The 25,823-nt window shown below is 60.2% G+C and carries 20 protein-coding genes, 1 tRNA gene and 8 pseudogenes; 16 read left to right on the top strand and 13 right to left on the bottom strand.

From position 1 onward, the window contains the following. Window positions 1-228: 228 nt before the first annotated feature. A pseudogene (locus tag JKG68_RS01680) lies at window positions 229-969 on the bottom strand (LysR substrate-binding domain-containing protein); the annotation flags it as partial. A 32-nt stretch (window positions 970-1,001) separates the two neighbouring features. Between JKG68_RS01680 and JKG68_RS01685 the strand changes: the two are divergent. Both JKG68_RS01685 and JKG68_RS01690 read left to right on the top strand, forming a co-directional pair. After that, window positions 1,002-1,439 (top strand): annotated as a pseudogene (locus JKG68_RS01685) (NAD(P)-dependent oxidoreductase); the annotation flags it as partial. Between the two features lie 349 nt (window positions 1,440-1,788). After that, window positions 1,789-2,805 (top strand): aldo/keto reductase, encoded by a 1,017-nt coding sequence (locus JKG68_RS01690; protein WP_202055337.1) that lies wholly within the window; start codon window positions 1,789-1,791, stop codon window positions 2,803-2,805. Window positions 2,806-2,819: 14 nt separating this feature from the next. On the opposite strand, the gene JKG68_RS34470 is transcribed toward JKG68_RS01690, so the two are convergent. Together JKG68_RS34470 and JKG68_RS01700 are read right to left on the bottom strand one after the other, a co-directional pair. Continuing rightward, window positions 2,820-3,131 (bottom strand): MOFRL family protein, encoded by a 312-nt coding sequence (locus tag JKG68_RS34470; protein ID WP_202055338.1) that lies wholly within the window; start codon window positions 3,129-3,131, stop codon window positions 2,820-2,822. Between the two features lie 221 nt (window positions 3,132-3,352). Beyond that, window positions 3,353-3,577: pseudogene (locus JKG68_RS01700) on the bottom strand (DUF4147 domain-containing protein); the annotation flags it as partial. 256 nt (window positions 3,578-3,833) lie between these two features. On the opposite strand from JKG68_RS01700, the pseudogene JKG68_RS01705 reads away from it, so the two are divergent. Next, window positions 3,834-4,096: pseudogene (locus JKG68_RS01705) on the top strand (DUF411 domain-containing protein); the annotation flags it as partial. A 167-nt stretch (window positions 4,097-4,263) separates the two neighbouring features. On the opposite strand, the gene JKG68_RS01710 reads toward JKG68_RS01705, so the two are convergent. After that, a complete protein-coding gene (locus tag JKG68_RS01710) occupies window positions 4,264-5,076 on the bottom strand; it encodes an IclR family transcriptional regulator (protein WP_202055340.1) in 813 nt (270 codons plus the stop codon). Between the two features lie 179 nt (window positions 5,077-5,255). On the opposite strand from JKG68_RS01710, the gene JKG68_RS01715 reads away from it, so the two are divergent. Genes JKG68_RS01715 through JKG68_RS01745 form a run of 7 tightly spaced genes read left to right on the top strand, consistent with a single transcriptional unit; the run spans window position 5,256 to window position 11,889 of the window. After that, window positions 5,256-6,320: an ABC transporter ATP-binding protein gene (locus JKG68_RS01715; RefSeq protein ID WP_202055341.1), complete on the top strand. Its 1,065-nt coding sequence runs from the start codon at window positions 5,256-5,258 to the stop codon at window positions 6,318-6,320. Between the two features lie 11 nt (window positions 6,321-6,331). After that, a complete protein-coding gene (locus tag JKG68_RS01720) occupies window positions 6,332-7,195 on the top strand; it encodes an ABC transporter permease (protein WP_376773099.1) in 864 nt (287 codons plus the stop codon). A gap of 4 nt (window positions 7,196-7,199) precedes the next feature. Beyond that, window positions 7,200-7,994 carry an ABC transporter permease gene (locus JKG68_RS01725; RefSeq protein WP_202055342.1) on the top strand — a complete coding sequence of 265 codons (795 nt, stop codon included), beginning with the start codon at window positions 7,200-7,202 and terminating at the stop codon, window positions 7,992-7,994. A 10-nt stretch (window positions 7,995-8,004) separates the two neighbouring features. Further along, window positions 8,005-8,295 carry a (2Fe-2S)-binding protein gene (locus tag JKG68_RS01730; protein WP_202055343.1) on the top strand — a complete coding sequence of 97 codons (291 nt, stop codon included), beginning with the start codon at window positions 8,005-8,007 and terminating at the stop codon, window positions 8,293-8,295. Beyond that, the gene (locus JKG68_RS01735; RefSeq protein WP_202055344.1) at window positions 8,292-9,668 is read left to right on the top strand and encodes an FAD/NAD(P)-dependent oxidoreductase; all 1,377 of its coding nucleotides are present in this window, start codon (window positions 8,292-8,294) and stop codon (window positions 9,666-9,668) included. Before JKG68_RS01730 ends, JKG68_RS01735 begins: the two co-directional genes overlap by 4 nt. Continuing rightward, the gene (locus JKG68_RS01740) at window positions 9,665-10,840 is read left to right on the top strand and encodes an NAD(P)/FAD-dependent oxidoreductase (protein ID WP_202055345.1); all 1,176 of its coding nucleotides are present in this window, start codon (window positions 9,665-9,667) and stop codon (window positions 10,838-10,840) included. Before JKG68_RS01735 ends, JKG68_RS01740 begins: the two co-directional genes overlap by 4 nt. A 14-nt stretch (window positions 10,841-10,854) precedes the next feature. After that, on the top strand, window positions 10,855-11,889 hold the full coding sequence (locus JKG68_RS01745; RefSeq protein WP_202055389.1) for an ABC transporter substrate-binding protein: 1,035 nt from the start codon (window positions 10,855-10,857) through the stop codon (window positions 11,887-11,889). 356 nt (window positions 11,890-12,245) lie between these two features. Here the strand turns inward: JKG68_RS01745 and JKG68_RS01750 are convergent, their stop codons facing one another. The 4 genes from JKG68_RS01750 to JKG68_RS01765 form a co-directional block, all read right to left on the bottom strand. Continuing rightward, on the bottom strand, window positions 12,246-12,611 hold the full coding sequence (locus JKG68_RS01750; protein ID WP_202055390.1) for a nitrile hydratase accessory protein: 366 nt from the start codon (window positions 12,609-12,611) through the stop codon (window positions 12,246-12,248). 4 nt (window positions 12,612-12,615) lie between these two features. Then, window positions 12,616-13,275: a nitrile hydratase subunit beta gene (gene nthB, locus JKG68_RS01755; protein WP_202055346.1), complete on the bottom strand. Its 660-nt coding sequence runs from the start codon at window positions 13,273-13,275 to the stop codon at window positions 12,616-12,618. Next, entirely contained in the window at window positions 13,272-13,898 is a 627-nt protein-coding gene (nthA, locus tag JKG68_RS01760; RefSeq protein ID WP_202055347.1) for a nitrile hydratase subunit alpha, read from the bottom strand. Before nthA ends, nthB begins: the two co-directional genes overlap by 4 nt. A 203-nt stretch (window positions 13,899-14,101) precedes the next feature. After that, window positions 14,102-14,173: transfer RNA gene (locus tag JKG68_RS01765), tRNA-Ser, on the bottom strand. Window positions 14,174-14,309: 136 nt separating this feature from the next. Between JKG68_RS01765 and JKG68_RS01770 the strand changes: the two genes are divergently transcribed. From JKG68_RS01770 to JKG68_RS01795, 6 genes are all read left to right on the top strand, one after another. Beyond that, complete coding sequence (locus tag JKG68_RS01770) at window positions 14,310-15,581, top strand: tyrosine-type recombinase/integrase (RefSeq protein ID WP_202055348.1); 1,272 nt, start codon at window positions 14,310-14,312, stop codon at window positions 15,579-15,581. Window positions 15,582-15,722: 141 nt separating this feature from the next. Further along, entirely contained in the window at window positions 15,723-16,283 is a 561-nt protein-coding gene (locus JKG68_RS01775) for a hypothetical protein (RefSeq protein WP_202055349.1), read from the top strand. A gap of 511 nt (window positions 16,284-16,794) precedes the next feature. After that, window positions 16,795-17,007, top strand: coding sequence for a helix-turn-helix domain-containing protein (locus tag JKG68_RS34650; RefSeq protein ID WP_202055350.1), 213 nt, complete (start codon window positions 16,795-16,797; stop codon window positions 17,005-17,007). Window positions 17,008-17,185: 178 nt separating this feature from the next. Then, window positions 17,186-18,961 (top strand): site-specific integrase, encoded by a 1,776-nt coding sequence (locus JKG68_RS01785; RefSeq protein ID WP_202055351.1) that lies wholly within the window; start codon window positions 17,186-17,188, stop codon window positions 18,959-18,961. Further along, the gene (locus JKG68_RS01790; protein WP_202055352.1) at window positions 18,958-20,034 is read left to right on the top strand and encodes a tyrosine-type recombinase/integrase; all 1,077 of its coding nucleotides are present in this window, start codon (window positions 18,958-18,960) and stop codon (window positions 20,032-20,034) included. Before JKG68_RS01785 ends, JKG68_RS01790 begins: the two co-directional genes overlap by 4 nt. Before the next feature lie 315 nt (window positions 20,035-20,349). After that, a complete protein-coding gene (locus JKG68_RS01795) occupies window positions 20,350-20,766 on the top strand; it encodes a hypothetical protein (protein ID WP_202055353.1) in 417 nt (138 codons plus the stop codon). Between the two features lie 181 nt (window positions 20,767-20,947). On the opposite strand, the pseudogene modA reads toward JKG68_RS01795, so the two are convergent. The 5 genes and pseudogenes from modA to JKG68_RS33175 form a co-directional block, all read right to left on the bottom strand. Then, window positions 20,948-21,752, bottom strand: a pseudogene (gene modA, locus JKG68_RS01800) (molybdate ABC transporter substrate-binding protein). 55 nt (window positions 21,753-21,807) lie between these two features. Continuing rightward, window positions 21,808-22,393: pseudogene (locus JKG68_RS01805) on the bottom strand (sulfite exporter TauE/SafE family protein); the annotation flags it as partial. A gap of 36 nt (window positions 22,394-22,429) precedes the next feature. Then, the gene (locus JKG68_RS01810) at window positions 22,430-24,109 is read right to left on the bottom strand and encodes an IS1182 family transposase (protein ID WP_202055354.1); all 1,680 of its coding nucleotides are present in this window, start codon (window positions 24,107-24,109) and stop codon (window positions 22,430-22,432) included. 110 nt (window positions 24,110-24,219) lie between these two features. Further along, window positions 24,220-25,370: pseudogene (locus JKG68_RS01815) on the bottom strand (IS3 family transposase). 50 nt (window positions 25,371-25,420) lie between these two features. After that, window positions 25,421-25,645: pseudogene (locus JKG68_RS33175) on the bottom strand (sulfite exporter TauE/SafE family protein); the annotation flags it as partial. Between the last annotated feature and the right edge of the window lie 178 nt (window positions 25,646-25,823).

The following is a 25,823-nucleotide window of genomic DNA, read 5'->3' on the forward strand; positions in this document are numbered from 1 at the left end:
TTGGGCGTGGTATTTGGAACACCTTGGTCCGTACGGGCGAGATCCGAGGGGCCCGTGCATTGGCGAATGCGAAGCGTGGCGTTTACTACTACTGAGGGTATTTGCTCACGGGATCTAGTGCTCGTCGTGTCGCCAAGGCTCGCTTTGGAAAATTCAGCCTTGTGAGCCGATGCCGTAGATAATGCCCAAGAGTTGAAACCCGCCGCGAGGCGGGTTTTCCTTTTCAGGTCAGCCGTCAGCAGTACGGGAAGCGTCGGTTACGGCTCTATCGAGGGGCACTTGGGCCACGACCCCAAGCTCCGCCAGAAGCCACTCGGCAAAGGTCCTCAGGGGTTGGCGTTGCCGGACGTGGCGGGGAAACACCAGATTGTGCCCGACATAACGCACAGGGATTGATGTTCGCTCCAAGGGCATGACCAAGCGGCCCGACGCGAGTTCCCTCTCTGCGAGGCGAGTGGATTCCAAGGCGACACCCAGGCCTTGAGTAGCTACGGCGATGGCCAGGAAGCTGCGATCGAACCTGCTCCCATTAGGCGGAGGCGCAATCAAGCTATCTGCTGTGAACCAGTCCGACCATTGGATCTGCTTGCTGTCCGTTTGGATCAGTACATGGTTGAACAGATCCGCTGGCGTTGTGATCATCTCCGCAAGTTCAGGCGCACACATGGGCGCGATGACTTCCTCTCCGAGAGGCACGACAACCAGCCCCTCCACACGTGGTGGGCCATAGACGATATCTGCATCGAACTCATCGGAGGTGAAACGCGTGTAATCGGTACCAGCGGCGAGCCGGAGTTCGACACCTGGATGGTGTTTCATGAAATCAGCCAACCTCGGTGTCAGCCACTGCGCCGCAAAGCTTGGTGCACAGTGCAGGCGCAGGAGCCTGGGTCCGCGGGTCGAGACGACCTCCATCCCACGCCGCAGTTCATCAAAGGCCCGGCCGACGTGGCGCATCAGCGCCTCACCTCGTAGCAAAGGACACGTTCGAGATGGCCAAGCCAGCTTTCAATGCTCTCGGCGACAAGGTGTTCCACGTCGGCGAGCGCCCTGCACAGGGCGCAATGGTAAAGACGGTCAACCAGCTCCTCTGCGGCGTGCACATCGCCGTGGTGGCGGAGGCTTTTGCCCTAGCGGCGAAGGTCGGTGTCGATCTCAGGATCCTTTTGGAGATTATGAGCGGTTCGTCAGCATCGAGCTGGATGCTCAAGGACCGAGGCCAACGCATGCTGGAGGCAGAGCCGGAGGTGACGAGCGCCGTCGACATCTTCGTCAAGGATCTCGGCATTGTCCTGGATGCCGGCCGAGACGTGAAGGCAGCGCTGCCCTTGGCGGCGGCGGCCCAGCAGATGTTTCTTGCGACCTCGGGGCGCGGAGACGGCAAGGCGGACGACAGTCAGGTCATCCGGTCCTACCTCGCCCTGAACGGTATTACTTAGCCTCACAACACTATTCTTCCATTGAAGACGCCCATTCTCTTGGATCTTCATCACGACGCACTTTCAGCGAGGAGCGAGCTGGAGGTGTCTTATGGATCAAACTTTCACATTCCGGCCGCTCAACAAATGTCGTCCCTTAAGTCATGCAGCGGACCGAGCGCTTACGTCTTGATGGCGTCGATTTTGTTGAAGAAGTCCAAAATGGCTGCTGCGGACTTTCTTGAACCTAGCTGCATGAGGAGACTTTTCGCGTTTCTAAAGCTCGATTTTCCGTGTGTACAGCAGCCCCTACCTTGTAGAAGTGATCAGAAGGCGGTGTAGTCCACCATAGCATAGGGAGGGCGTCACAATGGAGTACCGCAGTCTGGGCCGCTCCGGCCTCAAGGTCTCGCCAATTTGTCTGGGCACGATGATGTTCGGCGGTCAGACAGACGAGGCTCTTTCAGCACGGATTATCAACAAGGCCTATGGAAGCGGGATCAACTTCATCGACACGGCAGACATGTACAACGAAGGCCGATCCGAAGAGGTTACCGGGCGTGCAATTGCCCCCAATCGTACTCACTGGGTTCTCGCCACCAAAGTAGCCAACCCTATGGGATCTGGACCAAACGACAGGGGCCTTTCGCGCAAGCACATCATGGAAGCTGCGGAGGCAAGCCTGCACCGGCTCGGAACGGACTGGATCGATATCTACTATCTCCATAAGGAAGATCATACGACGCCCCTGACAGAAACTGTTCGAGCCATGGGCGACCTCGTGCGGCAGGGGAAGATCCGTTACTTCGGGGTGTCCAACCACCGCGCCTGGCGCGTAGCCGAGATATGTCGCCTGTGCGATGAACTCGGAATAGACCGGCCCATCGTAAGCCAGCCCTACTACAATGCGATGAACCGAATGCCTGAGGTCGAACACTTGCCGGCCTGTCATCACTATGGTCTTGGCGTGGTGCCCTACTCACCTCTTGCGCGCGGTGTCCTTACCGGAAAATACAACCCCGATGCGCCACCGCCCGAGACCAGCCGGGCTGGCCGACAGGACACACGTATGATGCAGACTGAGTGGCGTCCGGAGTCTTTGCGAATCGCCCAGGAGATCAAGCGCCATGCCGAAGGTCGAGGGATAACAGCGGGGCAGTTTGCTGTAGCCTGGGTGCTGAACAACAGCTTTGTCACGGCTGTGATTGGCGGCCCGCGTACTGAGGAGCAGTGGGACGACTACGTAGGGGCTCTCGATTATCGTTTTTCATCTGAGGACGAAGCATTCGTCGATGGGCTTGTCGTTACAGGCCACCCCTCTACACCCGGATACAATGACCCCGCCTATCCCATAGAGGGACGCGCTCCCCGCCCAGGGAACGTATAGACCTCTGGCACGGTTCAATCGGCTTGCCTCGCTGCCTTCTCGGTGATGAGTATCGCGCGGAAGTCACCGGCGTTGGTGAGGGTCAGCCCGGTCACGATGCCGTCGCCAAATGTTCCGAAGAAGCCGTGCCCATCATTCTCGGCAAGGGTCCTCTTGACGCTGATGCCCTGCGCCCAGGCACGTGCGATGCTGTCCGGCGCGAGATCGGCTCCGGTAATCTCCTCGGAGCCGTCAACGCCATCGGTATCCCCCGCGAGGGCATGGATCCCGGAATAACCGTCGAATGTCGCGGCCAGCGACAGCAAGAACTCAACGTTGCTCCCCACCGCGTCCTGGTCCCCTGACCGTGACCATCGTCTCGCCGCCGGACGAGAGAACGCCCGGTGGGGTAAAAGACTGGCCCCTCCGCACCGCTTGCAGCGCAAGCCGGCCAAGACCTTTCCGACGTCCCGGACCTCACCCTTAATTGCATCGCATAGGGTATGTGAGGCAAGACCATGCTGGGCCGCCATCTTGACCGCAGCCTCTAAGGCAATCTGAGGCGTGGCTATCGTTCGGACGTCGGCTTGCGCGAGGTGCTCGCCCCCGGGCTTGATCGTCTCGCCACAGCCGCTGGTGGGGATATCCAGAACCCCTGGTTCGGGCTTGATCCTGTAGCGATTAGGATCTCGAGCGCATCCGCATATGTGGTTGGAGCCAGCACTATCGGACCGGAGGTCATGTTGATTGGGTCGTTGCTGGGAACGTCGGAGATCAGGAGTGTCACGACCTTGGCAGGATGGCATGGTGGTGCGCCCTTCCTGCAACCTCTTCAATAAGGAGACCGTCAAGCAAGCTGGCGCTGTTTACCACCGTTCGATGCAACGAGTTTGAAGGAAAGGCACTTCCATGAGCATCATGCACATGACGCGGTGCAGCCTCGTCACAGGCGTCGCTGCATGGGCCCTGTTCGCGCATTCCTGCCCCTTACAAGCGCAGGATCTTTTGAAGATCGTCCTCAGCAAGAATCCGACTTGAGGCTGCTGCATGATCTTGCCTCATGCCATACCGCCGAGATCTGGGCTACGTGATCGAGGGCCACGTGCCAGCTGATGCAATCAAGCGCCTCCTCGCCGAGAGGCCAGCGGCCAAGGGTCTCGCCGTTGCTGGCATGCCGATGGGCTCGCCTAGTATGGAGATGGAGGGCATGGCGCCGGATCCTTACGAGGTGGTCCTGTTCGTTGTGAGCGGCCGCAAGACCTTCGTCCTTACGAGGGTGCTCGTCTGCTATGACCTGCTTCTTTCCGGATGACGGCACGCAAGCTCACATAATTCTTCCGGCTGCCGGGGTTGAGCGGAATGTCAGCATCGGGTCAGAACATAATGTTAAGCGGACTGAATGAATGTCCGCTCATGCTGCCAAAGCCAAAATCCGGATAGGGTCCGCCTCGTGCCTGCAGCGGACCTTTGTCAGGCAGACTACGTCGCTTCCATCCCGAGGCTTCGGGTCGGATAACGGAGGGTTGGATCGAAGGGGTTGAGCTGCCGGGCTATCCCTTCCGCTTCGTTTCGTATCAGATCGACCACCAGCGGCAGCCTATCCCCCTCCAGGCGCTCCAACAAAGTGCCTATGCTCAGGGCAGCAACAGCCCGCCCCTCCGAATCAAGGATCGGCACTCCTACGCCGGCCATGCCGGGGATCAGGCCTGTGTTGAGGCTGCAGAAGCCCGTCTTGCGGACGTTCCGGATCTGCATCCGCAACCCGATCTCGTCAAAGCCGCCCCGGTCGAGCAGGCGGGGAACGTTGAAGCGGATCACGGCCTCGCGCTCCTCCTCCGGCAGGAACGACAGGATGGCGAGGCTGCCTTGACCGATGCCGAGAGGCACCTTGCCACCGATATCGCCGGTGAATGTCCTGATCGGGAACGGGCCCTCCACGCGATCCAGGCAGACAGCGTCGAACCCATTCCGCACCAGAAGGAAGATGCTGTCGCTCAATGTGGAGGACAGGCGCAGAAGCGCCGGCTTGGCCGTGCTGCGCAATCCACCCGACTGCGCGGCCCGCGCGGCCAGGACGAAGAAGTCGAGGGCCAGCCGGTATTTGCGGCTCGCGTCCACCTGCTCGACGAAGCCCTCTGTCATAAGAACCTTCAGGGCCCGATGAGCGCTGGGTTGTGTGATCCCGCCGGCTGATGCGATGTCGGTCAGGCGCATCCCATGGGAGTCCCCAGCCCCGAGAACCTTCAGAAGCGCCAAGGCTCGCCGCGTTCCAGATACGGTGTCTTCCGCCATATAGAATAAGTTCCATGCAATTTATGTTTCTATTTCAGATAGTGGAACATATGTCAAAAAACTTTCACATACCGAAACATTGACATTGACTTGTGCTGTGGCCTCGCTCGTGATGCCGATCCGGGCATCGTGCGCATTCGGGCTTATTGCCGGATGCTTTGCAAGGATCGGAGACTAGAATGGCATTCCTGACACTCGAAGGAGTTTCCAAGGAATTCGGCACGTTCACGGCCGTTCGCGATGTCAGCCTGACGATTGACAAAGGCGAATTCGTTTCGCTTCTCGGCCCGTCGGGCTGTGGGAAGACAACGACCTTGCAGATGATCGCCGGTCTCGTCGAACCCACCGAGGGCCGGATCTCCCTCGACGGGCGCGACATCACGCGCGAGAAGCCCAACCGCCGCGGTCTCGGCGTCGTCTTTCAGAGCTATGCCCTCTTCCCTCACATGACAGTGGCGCAGAACGTCGCCTTCGGGCTCGAGATGCGACGCGTTCCACAGGCCGAGCGGGACGAGCGCGTGCGTGATGCGCTCATGTTGGTGCAGCTTTCCGCCTTCGCCGGCCGTTATCCTCGCCAGCTCTCCGGTGGTCAAAGGCAGCGTGTGGCTATCGCTCGCGCCCTCGTCATTGCGCCGCCGGTCCTCCTGCTGGACGAGCCTCTCTCCAATCTGGACGCCAAGCTGCGCGAGGAGATGCAGTTCGAGTTGCGGCGGATCCAACGCAAGGTCGGCACGACCACCATCATGGTCACCCACGACCAAGCCGAAGCGCTCTCCATCAGCGATCGCGTGGTCGTGATGGAAGGCGGGCGAATGACTCAGGTGGATGCGCCGTACCGGCTCTACGAGCAGCCCTCGAACGCCTTCATCTCGTCCTTCGTCGGCAAGACCAATCTTCTGGCCGGCACCTGGCGCCGCAACGGCACGTCCAGCGCCGCTGACATCGGCGGCGTCCTGCTGGAGGCCTCAGCGCCGGAGATTGCCGCAGGGACGCCGGTCACGCTGTCGATCCGCCCCGAGAAAATTCTTGTGCGCGATGCTGGCGCCGGCCGCCTGGAGGGACGCGTCGCGAGCCGTTTCTTCCTGGGCAGCCAGTGGCTCTTCACCGTCGAGACCCCGATCGGGACCATGACGGTCTCCACGCCCAACTTGGGCGTCGAGCCGGCCACGGAAGGCTCCCAAGTCGGGCTCGACTGGTCGCCGGACAACATGCGCATCATCGCGGGCACCGCCGCAGCGGCTTGAGGGAGGGAACCATGATGACCTCGCGCTCCCCTATCCCTTCAGCCCCATGGCTGCTTGCCGGACCCGGAGCCCTGTTCTTTTTTGGGCTCGTGCTCCTGCCCCTGGCGCTCACCGTCATCCTGTCGTTCCAGGCTTACGATCATTCCACCGGCATCCAGAGCACCTTCACGCTGTCTCATTACGTCACCGTCGTCACCGATGGATACTACCTCGAGATCTTCTGGAGGACGTTGCGGATCGCGGCGCTGACCACGCTCATATGTGCCGCGATCGGAGTTCCAGAAGCCTACATACTGTCGCGCATGCGCGATCCTTGGCGCTCGGTTTTCCTTCTCGTCATCATCGGCCCCCTGCTCGTCTCCGTCGTCGTTCGCACCTTTGGCTGGAGCATGCTGCTCGGCTCGCAAGGCCTCGTGAACCAGGCACTCCAGCTTGTCGGGTTCGCACCGGCCAGGATCCTCTACACAGAGACCGCCATCGTCATTGCTCTCGTTCACGTCATGCTGCCGTTCATGGTCATCCCGGTGTGGACGGCCCTGCAGAAGCTCGATCCCATGGTCGAGGCGGCAGCCTGGACCCTCGGTGCCTCCCACTTCACGGCTCTTCGCCGGGTGGTCATGCCGCAGGTGACGCTCGGCATGCTCTCCGGCAGCCTCATCGTCTTCGGGCTCTCGGCCAGTGCCTTCGCCGTTCCCGCTCTCCTCGGCGGCCGTCGCCTGAAGATGGCGGCGACCTTGGTCTACGACGAGTACCTCCAGGAGCTGAACTGGCCCCTCGGAGCCACCATCGCGATCATTGTTCTTGTCGCAAACCTCTGCATCATGCTGGCCTACAACCGCATGGTCGAGACCCGCGCACGCCGGACTCTTGGATGACACCATGCAGAAGAATGGCACCATCGCACTCACCTTTCACGTTCTTGTCCTAGCGTTCGTCCTGGCACCGCTAGTCATCATATGTCTCGTCGCGTTCACACCCGAGAACACGCTGAGCCTACCAACGACCGGGCTGTCGCTGCGTTGGTTCAAGGCGGTGTTCGCGCATCCCGATTTCATGGCGTCCTTCTGGAACAGCATCTGGCTGGCAGCGCTCTCTGCGACATTGGCGGTCGCGTTCGCCGTGCCTGCCGGGCTTGCCATCAGCCGCTACTCGTTCCCAGGCCGGGACTTCCTGAATGCCCTGTTTCTGTCGCCGCTGATCATTCCTCATCTGGTTCTCGGGGTGGCCTTTCTGCGGCTGTTCGCGCTCCTTGGCGCCACGGGCAGCTTTGCCTGGCTCGTCGCAACGCACATAATCATCGTAACGCCCTATGTGCTCCGTCTCGTGCTCGCCGCCTTGTCCGGGCTCGACCGCAGCGCCGAGCAGGCCGCGCGGACGCTCGGTGCCGGGGAGTGGACCGCGTTTCGCCGCGTCACAGCTCCCATGATCCTCCCCGGCATCACGGGCGGCTGGCTGCTGGCCTTCATCAACAGCTTCGACGAGCTGACGATGTCGATCTTCGTCACCTCGCCAGCAACCGTCACGCTGCCGGTCCGCATGTACATGTATGCGACGGAGTCCATCGACCCGATGATGGCGGCAGTTTCAGCCCTGATGATCGCCATCACGGCCGCCGCTATGCTTGTCCTGGATCGCGCGTTCGGGCTCGACCGCATTCTCGTCGGGCAGCGCTGAGGACATGGATATGGCTCTTCTCAGGCGCCTTGCTCGGCAAGAGCTTCCCCTCGTTTCTTTCACGCTGAACGGTGAGGCCTGCTTGGGCCGTGCGGGTGATACGGTTTTGACCGCTATTCTCACCCAGTCCGATCGGCTGCGCCTCAGCGACTTCTCCGGTGGCCCCAGGGCCGGCTTCTGCCAAATGGGCGCATGCCAGGACTGCTGGGTCCTCACAACCGACGGCGAGCGCATCCGCGCCTGCACCACGGCTCTTGAACCGGGGATGAATCTTCGAACCGTGACGGAGCCGAGATCGTGAGCGACGCCATGCGACCGCTGATCGTCGGCGCCGGCCCCGCCGGCATCCTTGCGGCCCAGACCCTCGTGAACTCGGGCATCAGACCTGTCGTCATTGACGAAGCGCCATCGGGCGGTGGGCAGATCTATCGCCAGAGGCTCGTGCCTGACGAACGCTCTGCGAAGGATCTCTACGGGTCGGAGGCCAACAAGGCTACGGCCCTGCACAGGACCTTCGCAGGGATCCGAGACAGGATCGACTACCATCCCGAAACCCTGGTGTGGAACCTCCGCGACAAGGTTGCGGATGCGGTAACGGGTCATCGCACGCGCCGCATCCCATTCAGCCATCTGATCCTGGCTACCGGCGCAACCGACCGCGTCCTTCCCTTTCCTGGCTGGACCCTTCCGGGCGTCTTTACCCTCGGCGGCTCCCAGATCGCCTTGAAATCGCAGGGCTGCGCCATCGGCGAGGAGGTTGTGTTTCTCGGCTCCGGACCGCTTCTTTATCTGGTTGCTTGGCAATACGTGAAAGCCGGCGCCAAGGTTGCGGCCGTTCTTGACACATCACCGTTGTCGGCCAAGCTTCATCTCCTCCGCGGATTGTTTGCTCAGCCATCCGTCGTGCTGCGCGGCTTCCGCTATGTCACTGAACTCATGGCGCGCGGCGTTGCCGTTCGGTTTGGGGTTCAGCCGATTCTCATCGACGGCACAGCGAGGGTCGAGGGAGTTGTCTGGCGCGAGCGCGGTGAGGAGCATCGCCTCACCTGCGACGCAGTGGGGTATGGCTTCTCCCTACGGTCCGAAACGCAGCTCGCCGATCTTGCGGGATGCCGGTTTGTCTTCGATACGCGGGACCGAGCATGGCGGCCTGAGCGCGACGGCGCGGGACGCACCAGCATGCCCGGCGTCTATATCGCAGGTGACGGTGCCGGCATTGCCGGCGCGGATGCTGCCGAACTTGCAGGAGAACGGGCAGGCCTCGCGCTCATCGAAGATGCAGGCCTGTTGGTCGATCGTGCGCGGATCGGGGTGCTGGAGCGCAAGCTCGCCCGTATCCAAAAGTTTCGTGACGTTCTCGAATCCGCCTTCCCGTTTCCGGAGACCTGGGCCAACAGCATTGCCGACGACGTGACCCTGTGCCGATGCGAGGAGATTGCCATCGGCGACGTGCGCGCTGCCGTGCGCGATCAGGGTGTTTTCGAACTCAACCGTCTCAAGGCCTTGACCCGTGTGGGGATGGGCCGGTGCCAAGGGCGGATGTGTGGAAGCGCGGCGATGGAAGTGCTAGCCGCCGCCTGCGGTCAATCGCCGGACGCGGCAGGACGGCTGCGCGCGCAGCCGCCCATCAAGCCCATTCCGATGGGGGTTATGGCCCAGGAGGAGACCGCATGAGCCACGCCCTTCACAGGGATGTCGCCATCATCGGCGGCGGGCTCGTCGGAAGCTCCGCGGCTCTTGCCCTGCGACGCATGGGCTTCTCCGTCGTCCTTCTCGACAAGGGCTTCTGCGGCGCGCAGGCCAGCGGCGTGAACTACGGCGGCGTGCGCCGTCAGGGCCGTGCGCCGGAGCAGATCGCTCTGTCGCAACGGGCTCATGCCATTTGGCCCCGCCTGAAGGACCTCATCGGCGTCGATGGTGAATTCGTGCGCTCAGGCCACCTGAAGCTCGCGAGAACCGAGGCCGAGATGGCATCGCTCGAAGCCTATGCGACACGCGTCGCGGATCTGGGGCTCGACCTGGAGCTGATTGGCGGAAACCAGCTGCGGGAGCGTTTTCCCTGGATCGCCGGAGACGTCATGGGCGCGTCCCTGTGCGCAGGTGATGGGCATGCCAATCCGCGCCTTGTCTCTGCAGCCTTCGCCCATGCTGCGCGGCGGGCCGGCGTGGATGTTCTGGAACACACCCGCGTGTCCCATGTCGAGAGGGCGACCGACGGCTTTTATCTGTGGGCAGGCTCGAACACCGAGATCAAGGCGAGCTTCGTGATCAACAGCGCCGGCGCCTGGGCAGGTCCCTTTGCGGAAGCGTTCGGCGAGCCCGTGCCGCTCCATGCGATCTATCCGAGCATGATCGTTACCGAGCCCCTCGACGTCTTCATGAGCGTGAATATCGGGGCCGAAGGCGGCGGCATCTATGCGCGCCAGGTTGAGCGCGGCAACTGCATCGTCGGCGGGATGCGTGGCGAGCCGCTTGCAGAGCCCGACTTCTCCCGCCCCACTGGCTCGGGCGCCGTGACCATCATGAACCGCGCCGCAGCCCTGTTCCCGGCTCTGCGCCATGCCTACGCCATCCGCTCCTGGAGCGGTACGGAAGGCGAGATGGCAGACCGGAACCCGGTGATCGGCTTCAGCCGGACCACACCAAACCTGATTCACGCCTTCGGCTTCTCGGGAGCCGGATTCCAGATCGCGCCGGGAGTTGGCGAAGTCCTGGCCGAGCTCGTCCGTGACGGTGAAAGCCGCACGCCGATTCAAGCTTTCGCCATCGATCGATTTGCCCGCACGATCCAAGGGTCCCGGGCGGATAACGGACTTGAACCAAAAAAGAGGGAAACAGCACGATGAAAACGACCAAGCTTATGCAAGCCACGGCCTTTGCCGCGCTCACCATCGCTGCCTCCGGCGCAGCCCAGGCGCAGACGAAGACGCTCTATGTGGGCATGAACGGCGGCAACTTCGAGAAAACCTTCACGCAGCATGTCTTCCCAGATTTCGAGAAGGCGAACGACGTGAAGGTTGTGGTTGTACCGGGCACCTCGTCCGACATTCTGGCCAAGGCCACCGCGGCCAAGTCCAATCCCCAGATGCATGTGATGTTTCTCGACGACGGCGTGATGATCCGCGCCATCGGCGCTGGCCTGTGCGAGAAGATCAAAGATACGCCGGCTCTGGCCGATCTCGCTCCCGGCGCCCGGCTGAAGGATGACATGGCAATCGGCATCGACCTTGGCATGACGGGCCTCGCCTACAACAAGAAGATGTTCGAGGAGAAGGGCTGGGCTCCGCCAACCTCGTGGATGGATCTCGCCGATCCGAAGTACAAGGGAAAAGTCGTGTTCCAATCCGCGGCCGCCTCGTCCTTCGGGCTGCATGCCTTCCTGATGTTCAACCGCATCCAGGGCGGCAATGAGAAAAACGTCGAGCCGGGCTTCTCCAAGTTCAAGGATACTATCGGTCCGAACGTGCTCGAATACATCCCGAGTTCGGCCAAAATCTCTGAAATGGTGCAGACCGGCGAAGCTGCGATCTTCCCGTTGACCCCTACCGCCGTGTCGGCTCATCAGGAGAAGAGCATTCCGGTGGAATACGCACAGCCTAAGGAAGGCTCCGTTATCCTGATGGTGACCGAATGCGTCATCGCTAATAACAGCGAGCCCGAACTGGCTCAGAAGCTTGCCGCCTATCTCCTCTCGCCGGAGGCTCAGACCAAGGCGCTCCAACACGGCAACATCGTTCCATCGAATGTGAACGCCAAGGCCCCCACGCCCGAAGCGGAAGCCAAGCTCAAGAAGTTCCACGAGTACATGAAGACTGCCGTCACGCTTGATTGGGATACGATCAACGAGAAGCGGCCGGAATGGAACAGCCGCTGGAACAAGACGATCGAGCGCTGACAAGTTCAGGCAACAAGGCGGATGCTCGCTGCATCCGCCTTGTCCAAATGCCATACTGCTTGATTCCGGCGGAAGCCCCGGCTGACACAGTGGCTAGCGCTCCCGTCCGTCTCAGATCCGACCGATTGACTGGGACATCTCCAAGCTGAAGGGGAAGGCCTCTGCACTTGTTCGGATAGTCCGCGTGGGGTCAAAATGCGACGAAGAGAAGTGGCACCTCGATGTCTGCTTTCTGCTAGGTGCGGAAGTTTATCCAGGACCAGCTTTCTGTTAGAGGCTTGCTCTCGGTCGCTCACAGAAGCCAGAGGGAGGCGCGTGTCGGTTCACTGTTGCCACGCGCCCTCCTGGTTCGCAGGTCAGCGGAGTGGATCATTATCGAGCAGGATCGGCTGCCCGTGTGGAGTTGCATGTGCCGCCCGATCCCACGCATCCCGTCGTGCCGCCAGCGCCTGCTCGCTTGCGATACCCTTGTCACTGACCAACTGTTCGATCGCAGATAACCAGTGCTGATAGTAGGTCGAGCCGTCGTCGCAATCCCCTGCCGTCTGGGCCTGCTTGATCGCCCCCGAGAGCGCCGCAGCCCACTCCGTCCAGGTAAACAGGCCCCGCTCGTACAAGGCCAGCGTCATGGCGAAGGCCTGAGCCTCCCAGGGCTCGCGGAAGACAGGCTCGCCATCATCCCCGCGAGGGATCGGGGCAACCTCTGCAGCGACGCGGGCCATATCTTCATACCGGCTCAAGGTAGCTCTCCCAGGCATCAATCGAGACATTGATGGTTGAATCGGCCTGCTCGCCCCAGAGCTCCTGGCCCGAGAAGCAGATCGTGTAGAGCCATTCCGGCTGCTCGCCTTGTCCATGAGCGTTCGCGTCCGGAAACACGTGAGCGCCATGAACCAGCTCAACAACGCCCGTCTTGCCGCGAGCATAGCGCGGCAGGCGGGTGTGGCCTTGCGGGTGCATGTTGCGGGTGCGGACCCGGTCACCAACGGCAAAGCGCGCCGGCTGACCAATCGGACGCTCGGCTGGGCCGCCGCGGGCCAGCACCGCGGGAACATCCTCCGCCTTGAGCACGCGCCTGATCGGCGCCGGCTCCGAAAGGGATCGGCCGCGCGTCAGTTCCTCCGTAGAGACGAGCCCTGACGCAACAACCAGTTTTTCGACCCCTTTGGTCCAGATCTCGTAGTAGCTTGACGTGAGATACTCAGCAGGAGGCAGGGACTCGCGGGCGTGCCGGCTCATGTCGATGTTCCAGCTGCCAGTGGCCCCCATGGCCAAGGTCAGGCCAAAGGCCCGGCGCTCCCACTCGGCATGGAACCAGGGCTCATCCTGCTCAATGGCAACCGGGCCGAAGCCCATCATCCCGCCGAGGTCCTGAGCGCCATTCATCGCATAGCCTCCGGCTGCCGGGCGAGACCAGTGCCGATCATGGAGTCGCGGGTGACGAGTTCGGCTAATGCCTCCTGGCTCATGTCTTCGGTGCCATCAGGACGCATCGGGATCACGAGATATCTGACCTCTGCAGTCGAGTCCCAGATCCGGATGCGCGTAGTTTCAGGCAGGTGCACGCCGAACTCGGCGAGAACCCCGCGGGGATCAAGCACAGCCCGGGAACGGTAGGGTGCGGACTTGTACCAGACAGGAGGCAGGCCGAGGACTGGCCACGGGTAGCAGGAGCACAAGGTGCACACGACCATGTTGTGCTGATCCGGCGTATTCTCGACCGCCACCATTTGCTCGCCCTGACGCCCAATGAAGCCGAGTGACGCAATGGCAGCTGTCGCGTCGGTTCGGAGCCACTCCCGATAATCTGGATCGGCCCAAGCCTTGGCGACCACCTTGGCTCCGTTGCGGGGACCTACCTTGACCTCATAGGTCTCGACCAGCGCATCAATGGCCGCGGGATCGACATAGCCCTTCTCGACCAGAATGGACTCGAGCGCACGCACCCGCAACTCGATGCCGGAGAGATGGCTGTGGTCGTCATGATCGTGGTGATGGTTGTGCCCCATACGTCCCGCCCTCGCCTGCTCGGATGAGTCGGACTATGCTACTCGGGTGGTCGTGGCGAAGCCAGCCTAGAACGGCCGATCAGCCTCTAGGCAGGGATCCTCTGTCGAGGGTCATGTGCAGTCGGGGAGATCGTCTGGCTATCTATTGGCTACCTGGGAGAAAACAACTCAAAGGGCAGATGCCGGTAACCCTTTGATAATGTTGGTGAGCGCGCTGGGACTCGAACCCAGGACCCTCTGATTAAAAGTCAGTGTTCATCCACTTTCAGTACCTCACAATTCATCACATTCATAAGGGCTGTGGATCAAGCAAATCAAGAGGTTGAGAGCATTTGTGAGGTGTTGTTAGCATCCTTGCATAACAGCCGATAACAGCCCCTCCACGTTACCCCTGTGTTACCCGGATCTCACATGCCTGCTTCTCTCACCGCTCGTTTCGTCGAGAATGCCAAACCGGATGCAAGCCGCCGCCTCGAACTGCCTGATGGTGCCCTGCCCGGCTTCTACCTTGTGGTCCAGCCCTCCGGAGCTAAGTCGTGGGCTGTGCGTTACCGCGTGGATGGCAAGCCGAAGAAGTTCACGCTGGGCCCCTACCCTCGCCTGTCACTCGGCGACGCCCGCGAACAGGCCCGCGCCGCCCTGCGGCTTGCCTCGGAAGGCCGAGATCCTGCAGCCTTGCGCACCGCTGCCGAGCGGGAAGCAGACGCGATCACGAGGCTGCGGTTTGGAGCAGTCGTCGCCGAGTTCATCGAACGGTACGCTAAGCCGCGCAACCGCACCTGGCCTGAGACCGAGCGCTTGTTGACCAAGGCCGATCTCGCTTCTTGGCAGGATCGAGACCTGCGCAGCATCAGCCGGCAGGAGATCCTGTTCCTCCTTGATCGCATGGTGGAGCGTGGTGCCCCTATTCAGGCTAACCGGCTGGTCGCTGCCCTGCGGCGGTTCTTCGCTTGGGCGGTCGAGCGTGGCTTTTTGGATGTTACGCCCATGGACTCTCTAAAGCCGCCCTCGGCTGAGGTGCATCGGGATCGAGTGCTTTCAGACGACGAACTTCGGGCAATCTGGTTAGCGGGTGACGAGATCGGCTATCCATTTGGGCGAGCAGCCCAACTGATGATCCTGACAGGCCAGCGTCGCTCCGAAGTTCTAGAGGCTCGGTGGCGCGAGTTTGATCTAGATAGCGGCTTTTGGAACATCCCTCGCGAGCGGGCTAAAAACGGCACCGGACATGTGATCCCACTTCCTTCTAACATCGTCGCCTTCATGAAAAGGCTGCCGATGATTGGGGCCTCCCCCGAGTTCGTCTTCACGACAGACGGTACAACACCCTTCTCGGGTGTATCCAAGGCAGTCGAGAGACTTCGCCTCTTAGCAGAGAAACAAATTGGTACCCACCGTGTGATCCAACCTTGGAGGTTACACGATCTGAGGCGGACCTTCGCAACAGGATGCGCACGGTTGGGTGTCCCTCTGCACGTCGTTGAGAAGTGCTTGAACCATACCTCCGGCACGTTTCACGGAGTGGTTGCCGTCTACCAACGGCATGAGTTCATGACGGAGCGCCGAAGTGCCGTTGAGGTATGGGGGGCCTTTGTATCAGAACTCGTTTCGAGCCAAGCTCAAAGTCTCGTGCCTATACCTACCGCAATTGAGACAACGTCGACATCTGTAGAGGTATTATGAGCGATGCTGACAAGGGACGTTTAGGTTGGCGAGGTCTCTATGCCTTTTCCTCCCTCACCCTGCAATTGATCCGCATCTGCGCCTCTTCGCCCATCACCGCTACCCTGGTCGGCCTTTAGGAATTGAGGAAAGACAACTCGCATGGCTGATAAGGGTCGGTACGCCGCATTAAAACAAGATTGGGAAGACCTCGGATTGCGAGGACAAAGCCTGTTCAATCCGAGCATTCAACACCAGACATCCAGCTCTGAGTTTCTTGCAGAGCTTGGATTTCTTCATGAGATGACCGGGGATCAGCGGTTCTATGACGCCATCATTGCGGTTGCCGAGTACGCATTGATTGATCTCGATGGAAATTGGCGTCGTGATCCAGCAACTAATGTGCTGCCTCCCCCAGAGCTTGAACATCTTAGAGACTGCACCTTTCTCAGTGTTCTTTCTCAAGTTAGCAGAGGTTCAAGCTTGCGGAAGGCTTGTGCTGAGACTGTCGTCAAGAAGAAGATCTCCGGCCATAGCTTCGAAGCCGCATGCAAAGAAGTTGAACGCCTCTACAGAAAATATGTCGCGAACGGCGAAGAACCTCATGCTGTAGCTCTCAGGACTATGTCTCGAGTCGAGAGGCACTGGCCAGATAGTGTGCCTGATGGCTATATTGCCTGGAAGAAATCCCGTAGACGCGCAACGCCTGAGCACAATGGTTGATACGAACGACTGCGTGATCCGTCAGAGATCAAACCTGCTTCTGGCTTGTTGATCGCAAATCTGCGCGATCCATTGGGCGGCATCTTCGCAGTGACATCTGCATAAACCACTTGTCGGTTAGAGCCTTAAATTTGCTCATGGCTTATCTCGTGCCCGCTAACAGCCAGCACTCCTCCTTTCGGCAGAGGAACTTAGGCTTCAAGAGATGCTTCCAAAAGTTGGACAAACGCTTGGAACCTCTTGTCCAACGACAACACTCAGTAACGTGATTAATCATGTGATCACTTGTGAAAAAGGGTGATCACATGAGCAGTCCGCAGATCTATCTGACCCGCACGAAAGTTCGAGAGCGCTATGGCATATCGAATATGACGCTCTGGCGATGGGAGCGTGATCCCCGCCTGAACTTTCCCAAGGCCATAGAAATCAATGGAAGGCTTTATCAAAGCCAAACTGCGCTCGAGGAATGGGAGCGTAGGCGCATCCCCGTAAGCTCAAACAGGGGCTCGCAATGAACAAACATCGTTCCATTGGGTACCGGCCCGGGTCGCATTCCGTATGCAGCTTCACAATCAAACAAGTAGCAGAGCGGTGGAGTTCGTCTGAACGCACTGTGAGACGAAGGATCAAGTCTGGTGACTTAGCGGCCTTTCGCGTTGGCTCTCTCCTCCGCATTCTCGAGTCAGATCTGGAAGCCTTCGAGGCCAAGTACCGCGTTCGCTAAGCCGAAAATTCTGTCCAGAATTGTCCATAACTGACAGTTACTTGCAAGCTTTCGGGAAGACTCCCTAGCTGAAAACGTTCCATGTTTTCTATGTTAGTCTTCCCGAATGTCACCCTCTGACCACCCCTGTCCTCCCGAGACTTCGCCCATCTCTCCCGAAACCCTTTCGGAGTTCCCGATGAACGCGCACTTTGACCCCAAACACATCATCAACCCTTTCGTCGCCCCCATCCAGCAAACCTTGGCCGATGTGCTGACCGCTGTTTTGGTGTGCAACCTCCCCCAGGTTCAGAAGCGTGACCAAGCCTCAGCCGTGAAAAGGATTGGTGAATTGTGCCGAAAGGATCTTGGTGACATCCCGGCTGACATTGCCGCTCTCCGGGAACTTGTCCAAAGGCTTGATCCGACAGCGGTCGACTTCAAACCCAAGCCTATATCGCACAAGACCTGGAGCAATATCAGATCGAACTTTCTTGCAGCGCTCCAAACAGCGGGTCTTACCATCACGCGCACGAGACGCTGGCCACGGAGCCCTGGTTGGCAGCACTTTCTCGAACGCCATTCGAGGCGCTATCGGGATGGGCTTTCCCGATTTGCGGGCTTCTGCACCGTCAACGAGATTAAGCCAGAGGATGTCAATGCATCAGTCTGGGAGGCCTTTGAGCAGGTCCTCATGGCCTCGTTCGAGAACGCCAATGAGATCAAACGGGACACCGCCTGCCTCTGGAACAAGCTGGTGGACTCCAGTCCAGACGTAGCCCTTGAACGACTGCCGTATACCAGCAGACGTCGGCCACCGACGCGGATCCTGCTCGAGGAATTCCCGGCAGCCTTTCAGCAGGATGTCGAGAACCATCTTGCCTGGGTGCAACTCGAAGACCCGTATGTGCCTGATGCGCGGGATCGACCTCTCGCGCCCGGATCAGCAAGGCTACGGAAGCAACAAATCCTGTCGGCTGCGACGGCTCTGGTCCAGAGTGGCACTTCTTGTGATGAGATCACGTCCCTTGCCTCGCTCGTGAGAGTTCCAGACTTCAGGGCGATCATGAAGCAGAGAATGCAGAAGCATGGCCTGAAGGAGAATGCATACGAGTATGGCTTGGCGAAAGCTCTCGTCTTCATCGCAGAGGAGTGGGTTAAACCCGGCGATGCGGTTATGCGAGAGTTGAAACAGTTGCTCAAGAGGATCAAGAACGTCCAACCGGGTCTCACCCCAAAAAACCGTGACCTGCTCAAACGACTCGAGGATCCGGTCGCCCTTGCAGCACTGATCGATCTTCCGGATCAGTTGCTAGCAGAGGCAGAACGGCAACCGCTGTCTGCTCTTTCTTTGGCGAAGGCACAGGCTGGCATTGCGATCTGTATCGGGCTGTTCGTCGGCCTCCGGCCGGCTAACATCGCCACTTTGGCATTTGACGAGACCCTGTTCCTGGCAGACAGAAATGACCAGGAGAGCCTGATCGAACTACCTGGCGAGGTCGTCAAAAACGGAGACCCATTTGCTACAGTGCTCGCGCCAGAAGCAACCGCGCTTGTTCGACGGTACAAGGACAAGATCCTCAAGCCTTATCTTCGAAAAGAGCCGAAGTTCGTCTTCGATGGCGGGAAAGGCTCTCCCAAGCCAGCAACGACCCTGAGTGGTCTTGTCCAGCGCTTCACCAAGCGCAGGCTCGGCATCGAGATCAGTCTGCATCAGTTCCGCCACATCGATGCGAACATCCTCCTCGATGAGCATCCCGGCGCCTATGAGAGCGCCAGCCAGTTCCTTGGACATAAGAACCGGCGGATCACCACAGATTTCTATGCTGGCCCGAACCCGGCGAGAGCCGCTCGCCTGCACGCAGATACCATGCGGAAGGTGAAGGCCTCTTTGAGTGTTCCTCACAAGCCGAAGAACTCCCCCACCGGCCAAGCGACAAAACCGCGTCCTCACAACCGGAGGAAAGCGCGATGACCGATATCTTCACCCAGCCACGCCGACGGCCTGATCGGCGCACGCGAGTCTCCCTTAAGGTCGAGGATTGGCCGTTAGACGACCAGACCCGATGGCGTAACGCGTTTGCTGAGGGCGATATATTCGAGGCGGGCAAAGGCGCTCACTTGGCACCATCCACAAAAAGGGCTTGGGAGAACGAGTACGGAACCTGGCTGGGGTTCCTCAAGCGCTCAGACACCGACGCTTTGGATGAGCCATTGAACGCTCGGGTGACGCGAGAGCGTATCATTGACCACTGTGAGGTTCTGGCACAGACGAACTCGGTTCTCTCGATCTCGGGCAGACTTGAGAAACTCAGACATGCCTTACGCCTTCTTTCCCCAGAGACCGATTGGGCGTGGCTCCTTGTCATCAATAAGCGGATCAGCGCGAAGGCTGTTCCGCGGCCTAAAGGCCCACGCTACCAGGACATTGTGAAGCTTGATATGCTTGGGTACAAACTGATGGACGACGCTTGGCGTCGGCTCATCGAACAGCAGCCGATCACGTTGAACACTGCACTTGCCTTCCGCGACGGTTTGCTCATTGCCATAACAGCAGCAACATTATTGCGGCGACGCAACTTGGCGCAGATGACGCTCGATCAACATCTGGTTCAAATAGGGGATAGATGGTGTGTATCTTTCCAGGGATCAGAAACAAAGAACAAGCAAGCGCTTTATGTGCCACTCCCCATCGAGTTGAACCAATACATTGATTTATATCTCAGCTCTGTAAGACGATCTTTTCCTCGCGCGGACCAGCATCAAGCGCTCTGGCCATCCGCCAAGGGTGGCGCATTGCGAGGAGGAGCCATCTACGACCTGATCTGCGCGCGGACAAAAGCAGCATTTGGACGAGCCACCAATCCGCACATGTTCCGAGACGCGGCGGCGACGTCAATCTCTGTGCGCACCCCCGAGAATGCTCAGGCTGCCGCGGATCTCCTGGGGCACAAGGGTCTCAGGCATACACAGAAGCACTACATCCGCGCTGGAGGAGTGGAAGCAGCGAGACTGCTTGCCCGCGCTCTGCGAAAGAGGGCCTGCTGACCTTTGAATTCGTTGGTCGCAGCCCGCAGCCGACGAGCACTTGAGTGACCCCAGGTAGCTGACTACGGGCCGCCTCTAACATTGGTGCTACCTCTCGACTTCACGCCAGTTACCTTGTAACACAGCAGTGTGGAATGGCTCTCTTCAATACTTCCCGTCACCGTTGTCGTTGCAATCACTCTCTTTGTGCTAAGGGAGGCGCTGGAATTCATCAAGCAATGGCGCGCCGACCGTCGCAAAGGCCAGGCCTACAGGAAGTTACTCGCTCGCGAGTGCGAGTTGAACCTTTGGGCGCAGTGGCGCCTTGAGGAGACCTTGCGTGAGATCCAGCAGGACGCCGAGAGAGGTGTGAAGGCTGAGTACACGATCCGGACACTTCCGAACGGCGATGTGGAGTGGAGGCGGAGCGCGGGAGCCGAATATGGCGGCGGGACCCTGTCCGATCCGCGCACCGATCTCATGAGCAAGATCATGGTTGATGTCGCTACACTTGACCAGAAGCTCTTCCGTTCGCTCGAGGATGCATACGACTCGCTCATTACAATGCGGCATGTGCGGGCCAGCCTCATCCAGTTCGTCACTGGCGAGACCGAAGATGACCGAATGCGCCTCGAAGGTTTCCCGGAGTACGGGCTGAGCGAACTGGAAGGCGTAAGGGACGATCTTAATAGACTATATCGCCAATGTACTGGTCGCCCTATCGACAAAGCCGACAAGCGGGTGCGCGGGTGAAAGGCTAGACAATCGGCAATGGGGACGGAGCAAAGGTCTGCTATTCGCGCAGATGCTGACATTCGCTTTACTTCCGTTCAGTGCTAATTTGAGACCTTCCGAGCGTGGAGACTGTCGCACGCTATGTCCATCAATGGCTTACGTCGAAAATTTCGGGTAAGGCCGTATATGGAACCTGCTGTCACGAACCTGATGCTGGTTTGTTCAGAACGGTAAAGCCTTGCTTTTCGCAAGCTGGCTTGGAAGCTCCCGACCGAAGATACGTCACGAACGCTACCGCGTCGGCATGAGTCGAGTCCTTTGTCACTGCCATGGGGTAGATAATCGGAGGATGACTATCCTCCGGGAAGACGCCAACGATCTTCACATTTGGGTCGGCCGCCGCATCGGTTTGATAAACGATGCCAAGAGGTGCTTCCCCTCGTGAGACCAGGAGGAGGGCCCCTCGGACATTATCAGCTTGTGCCACCTGCCTCTTGACGGCCTCCCATACTCCGAACCGCTCAAGGGCGGCCTTGCCGTACTTGCCAGCAGGCACCGCGTCCACATTGGCCATGGCGAGCTTGCCAGAACCGAGCGCAGCCGCAAAATCGAACCCAGATCCGATGATCAAGGATACTGTCGCGTCTTTCGGTGCGGTGAGCACGAGACGGTTGCCCAGCAGGTTAACCCGCGTGTCAGGCCTGATTAGGTCTTTCGATGCGAGATAATCCATTCAGTCAAGATCAGCCGACAGGAACACATCGGCGGGCGCCCCCCGCTTCAATCTGCTTGGCCAGGCTGTTGCTGGCAGCATACGAGATTTTTGGCGTGGGTCTGCCTGTGTCCTTGACGAAACCTGCGGCGGCTGCATCAAGGGCATTCTTGAGGCTCGCGGCGAACACCACCACCTCCTTGCTCTGAGCATGAGCCGAGCCCAAGCTAAAGCCCAGCCCCAGCAAGATCACTCCCAGCAACGATAACCATCGATGTCCCTTAGCCTGCATCGTGAGATCCTCTCTGATGGGTCGTCATGGCTTGAATGTAACATCTTTACATTCCTCAGCCGTGACGCCAAATCTTGACGGCCGATATGAGCAAAATGGCGGCTAGCGCTGGGAGCAGCACACCACCGGGCACCAGACCGAGCAGCAGCCAGCCGATCAACGTGCCGACAATCGAACCCGTGGCCATGACGAGCAGGAAAGCACGGTTGCGGCTAAGAACAGAAAAGCTCTGGTTCCGGCTGTAGCGGGTGAAGCCAACCAGCATGGTCGGCAGGCTCACAGCGAGTGACAGGCTTCCGGCGAGATTGATGTCGGCTCCGAACAGCAGCACCAGCGTTGGAATGAGCAACTCACCCCCCGGCTACGCCGAGCAGGGAGGCCACAACGCCAATAACGAAACCGGCGATGATGCCCGCGACGAGCTGCGCCGCTCCAACGAGCAGGGGCTGGCCCATGCTGGCGTCATGGCCGAACACCAGCACCCCTGCGATGGCGACTAGGAGGACTGCAATTACTCGGTAGAGGGTTTCCGATTTCAGGCGTGTTGCCCATCCGGCGCCGACCCAGGCTCCCAGGAGGCTTCCGGCCAGCAGGTTGAGCACGATGGGCCAATGGGCCGCGATCAACCCAAAGGGCACTGTGGTCTTGCTCCGCATTTGATACTGCTGGCGAATTCATCATGCTGGGACGGGGTCCATCATGAGCCTGGTAAATGCGGATTGCCGGGTTCGTGCGAGCGGCGTGCCAGCGAACCAAGCCCCGAGTCGAATGAGGTTCATGGCAGCCGCCGTCAGCACGTGTTGCAGATGCGTCTTGGCGAAACCGATATAGCGCGAGCGCCGCAGATGCAGGACCCGGACGCCCGCCGAAATCGTTCCCTCGATGCCGGCGCGCTGTCGATACTCTTTTGAGAAGGCAAGCTGCTCCTCGCGCTGGCGAGCCGCCTCCAGCATCTCGTGTTCGTCGCGTGGGCGGAGCGTGAGCAGGCGCCGCCCGCTTCGGGTACACTGGGTCTTCAGGGGACAAGGTCGACAATCTGTTGTCGAGAAGCGGACTTTGAACGCGGTTCGCCCCTGATGGTAGTCGGGACTCCAGCTCTTGCTCTGATGCCCGGCCGGGCAGGTCGCCACTTCCCGCTCCCAATCGAGGAGGAAGTCTTGCACGCTGAAGCCTTCTCCTGAACGGGCCTGCCACTGATAATCCTGGGGAGCCGGCCCTAAAAGCGTGACGCCTTTCTTCCGGCTGGCGACAAGCTGGTCAGCCGCAACATAACCGGCATCAGCCAGATGAGTATCGGGCAGCAGGCCCTTGGCTTCAAGCGCCTCATGGATGTCTTCGAGAGCGTCGCGATCAACAACGGGTGCCGGCGTGGTCTCCACGTGCGTGATCAAGTGTGGTCCGCCCTCGTCGCACGTCTCGGTCAGATGCACCTTGTAGCCGATCCAGATCGTTGATTGCTTCCTGGCGTAGTGCACTTCCGGATCATAGGGCGAGGCGACCATCAGCAAGGAGGGTGGAAACCCCTCCTGGTCGGTCCGCCACCGCACCCGAAGGGGCGCCTCCGTCCCTGTGGTCGGAGCATCGTCGATCAGGCAGAAGTTCTGGACCCAGACCTGCCGCAGCAGCTCAATCGCCGGGATCTGTCGCAGCCATATTGGCGCACCAGGAGCCATGATGGCCGCAAGCAACTGATGACCATCGCGGCCAATCTGCTCGGCGTGGGCTCGCCGCTTCGCCTCGCCTTGCGGCACCTCGTGATCGCCAGCCCGCCGGTCATATCGCTCCAGCCAGGCAGGATCCGCCTCTGCGCGCAGCCACTCGGGGGCCGCGATCGCCAAGGCATTCAGGGTAGCCCGCAGGGTCTCGGTCACGCATTCGAGGCGGTTCAGGAAGCGGACGGCTCCGAGCACATGGGTGGAGTCGGTGCGCTGCCGGCCCCGGGCGTTCAGCAGCCTGTGCTCCCGGCACAGGACCAGAAGCGTATCAAGGAGCTGCTCTTCTAAGCCTCCCGCCACCAGACGACTGCGGAACTCGCTCAGAACAGAGGCATCGAAGCCGGGGTCGGTCAGCTCCAACCCTAGCAGATACTTCCAGTCGATGCGGCTGCGGACAGCATCGGCCGCCCGCCGATCCGAGAGGTTCTCAGCGAACTGCAGCAAGCTCACCAGTGCCAGCCGCCATGGGCATTCCGCCGGTTGTCCGCGATGGGCGAAGAGCGGCGCGAACTGGGCGTCGGTGAAGATCGTCCCAAGGTGGTCGCGCAAGCGCAGATAGGGATTGCCCTGGGGAAAGGCTGCACGGGCAACGGTCGCGGTCGAAGTCGGAACATCACCACTCACGGTTGGGCGAAGCGACATGGAACCCTCCAGGTCTGGACCCAAGCCCCTACAGCCTGAACGCAGACCTCCCCTCAACCGCTCCAACACATTCGCCAGCAGTATCGCATTTGTGGAGAGCGGTTTGGTAGCTATCCGGCCAACTTCTCGAACGGAACCGGACTGAGGTAGTCGAGCGTCGAATGACGCCGGACGGGGTTGTAGAAGCCGTCGATGTATCGGCCGATCGCCTGCTTGGCCTCGGCTCTGGTCTGGAAGACGGTGCGCCAGACCAGTTCGGATTTCAAGATCTTGAAGAAGGTCTCGACAACGGCGTTGTCGAAGCAGTTCCCCTTCCCGACATCGAGATCCGAATGCCATGCTTCTTCAGCGCGGCTTGATAGGCCGTTGAGCAGTATTGACTGCCGCGATCCGCGTGATGGGTCAGCCCCTCACTGGGACGTCGGATCGCAAGAGCCTTGCGTAGCGCCTCCAATGCAAGCTCCTGGTGCAGCCGGTCGCTGACCGCCCAGCCAACCACCCGTCGGGCGAACAGATCGAGGACCACGGCCAGATAGAGCCAGCCCTCGTTCGTCCATACGTAAGAGATATCCGCGGCCCATTTCTGGTTCGGGCGCTCGGCCGAGAAGTCCTGCGCGAGCAGATTGGGAGCGACCGGGAAGGCATGATGGCTGTCGGTTGTGCGCTTGAACCGCCGCTTCGGGCGAGCCTTGAGGCCATTCTCGCGCATCAGTCGGGCGGTCCGGCGCCGCCCAACCTCCAGGCTCTCGTCCTGCAACTCGCGGGTTCATCCGCGGGCTGCCGTAGGTTCCCTTCAAACGAGCAAAGGCTGCGCGGATGTGGGCCAGCAGCACCAGATCCTCCCGCTGGCGACAACTGGCCGGACGGCTTCTCCAGGCGAAGTAGCCACTCGGGCTCACGCCCAGAACCTGGCACAGGCGTTGGACGGGGAATTCCTCTTTCGCCGCATCGATGAACCGGAACTTCATCGACTTCCCTCCTTGGCGAAAAAAGCGGTGGCCCGTTTAAGAATCTCCCGCTCCTGGCGCAGGATTTCGTTCTCGCGCCGCAGCCGCTTCAGCTCGGCCGCCATATCCTCCTGGCGCTCCTCGGGCGGATGGTCGATCTCGCGCTCGCGCCGGCGGTCAATCCAGTGCCGCAGGGTCGACAGGCCGACTCCGAGATCCGCGGCAATCGCGCGCCGGCTGCGGCCGCTGGTCAGGGCGAGCCGCACCGCCTCATCCTGAAACTCTTTCGTAAAGCGCTGGCAGGCTTGGGGTATGGAGATCCTCCTGGGCTATAAGAGTGCTCTCCATTCCTCCGAAGCAAGCCCACTGTTCCCGCCCGGAACGGCAGAGCGGAGGCGATCACAACCAAGCTCGTGGCCTTGTTGAGGATTACGGCTTCCAGCGCGGCAAAGCGGAACAGCCCGATGAGCAGCGGCAGGCGGAACTCAGCCCCACCGAGCCCCATCAGGCCACCGAGAGCACCAATGACAGCGCCACCCCCAAAGGCCTGCGGGAGGTTGCGGGGTGCATGGGTTGCATCGTGTGTCATGCTTCAGAGCTACGCGAAAACAGCCCTGTAAGCAGCCTCTCACGCGCGGGAGAAGATGGTCTGCGAACTGCGCGTAATGCCCTTTGTGGAACGACGTATCAGCTCATCGATGAAGCGTTTTTGCGGCCGAGTTGAACCCTACCTGAACTCTTATCAATGCTTGGATTAGTTCGCCTTG

This window comes from Microvirga aerilata (assembly GCF_016743775.1).
Classification (GTDB): Bacteria; Pseudomonadota; Alphaproteobacteria; order Rhizobiales; family Beijerinckiaceae; genus Microvirga; species Microvirga aerilata.

What these genes read in the sequence shown, in the direction of transcription:
- JKG68_RS01770 (WP_202055348.1), top strand. Translation starts at nt 14,310, where the DNA reads ATGCCTGCTTCTCTCACCGCTCGTTTCGTCGAGAATGCCAAACCGGAT.
- JKG68_RS01775 (WP_202055349.1), top strand. Translation starts at nt 15,723, where the DNA reads ATGGCTGATAAGGGTCGGTACGCCGCATTAAAACAAGATTGGGAAGAC.
- JKG68_RS01810 (WP_202055354.1), bottom strand. Translation starts at nt 24,109, where the DNA reads ATGTCGCTTCGCCCAACCGTGAGTGGTGATGTTCCGACTTCGACCGCG.
- nthB (WP_202055346.1), bottom strand. Translation starts at nt 13,275, where the DNA reads ATGAATGGCGCTCAGGACCTCGGCGGGATGATGGGCTTCGGCCCGGTT.
- JKG68_RS01740 (WP_202055345.1), top strand. Translation starts at nt 9,665, where the DNA reads ATGAGCCACGCCCTTCACAGGGATGTCGCCATCATCGGCGGCGGGCTC.
- JKG68_RS01715 (WP_202055341.1), top strand. Translation starts at nt 5,256, where the DNA reads ATGGCATTCCTGACACTCGAAGGAGTTTCCAAGGAATTCGGCACGTTC.
- JKG68_RS01710 (WP_202055340.1), bottom strand. Translation starts at nt 5,076, where the DNA reads ATGGCGGAAGACACCGTATCTGGAACGCGGCGAGCCTTGGCGCTTCTG.
- JKG68_RS34650 (WP_202055350.1), top strand. Translation starts at nt 16,795, where the DNA reads ATGAACAAACATCGTTCCATTGGGTACCGGCCCGGGTCGCATTCCGTA.
- JKG68_RS01745 (WP_202055389.1), top strand. Translation starts at nt 10,855, where the DNA reads ATGCAAGCCACGGCCTTTGCCGCGCTCACCATCGCTGCCTCCGGCGCA.
- JKG68_RS01750 (WP_202055390.1), bottom strand. Translation starts at nt 12,611, where the DNA reads ATGGCCCGCGTCGCTGCAGAGGTTGCCCCGATCCCTCGCGGGGATGAT.
- JKG68_RS01690 (WP_202055337.1), top strand. Translation starts at nt 1,789, where the DNA reads ATGGAGTACCGCAGTCTGGGCCGCTCCGGCCTCAAGGTCTCGCCAATT.
- JKG68_RS01785 (WP_202055351.1), top strand. Translation starts at nt 17,186, where the DNA reads ATGAACGCGCACTTTGACCCCAAACACATCATCAACCCTTTCGTCGCC.
- nthA (WP_202055347.1), bottom strand. Translation starts at nt 13,898, where the DNA reads ATGGGGCACAACCATCACCACGATCATGACGACCACAGCCATCTCTCC.
- JKG68_RS01730 (WP_202055343.1), top strand. Translation starts at nt 8,005, where the DNA reads ATGGCTCTTCTCAGGCGCCTTGCTCGGCAAGAGCTTCCCCTCGTTTCT.
- JKG68_RS01720 (WP_376773099.1), top strand. Translation starts at nt 6,332, where the DNA reads ATGATGACCTCGCGCTCCCCTATCCCTTCAGCCCCATGGCTGCTTGCC.
- JKG68_RS01725 (WP_202055342.1), top strand. Translation starts at nt 7,200, where the DNA reads ATGCAGAAGAATGGCACCATCGCACTCACCTTTCACGTTCTTGTCCTA.
- JKG68_RS01790 (WP_202055352.1), top strand. Translation starts at nt 18,958, where the DNA reads ATGACCGATATCTTCACCCAGCCACGCCGACGGCCTGATCGGCGCACG.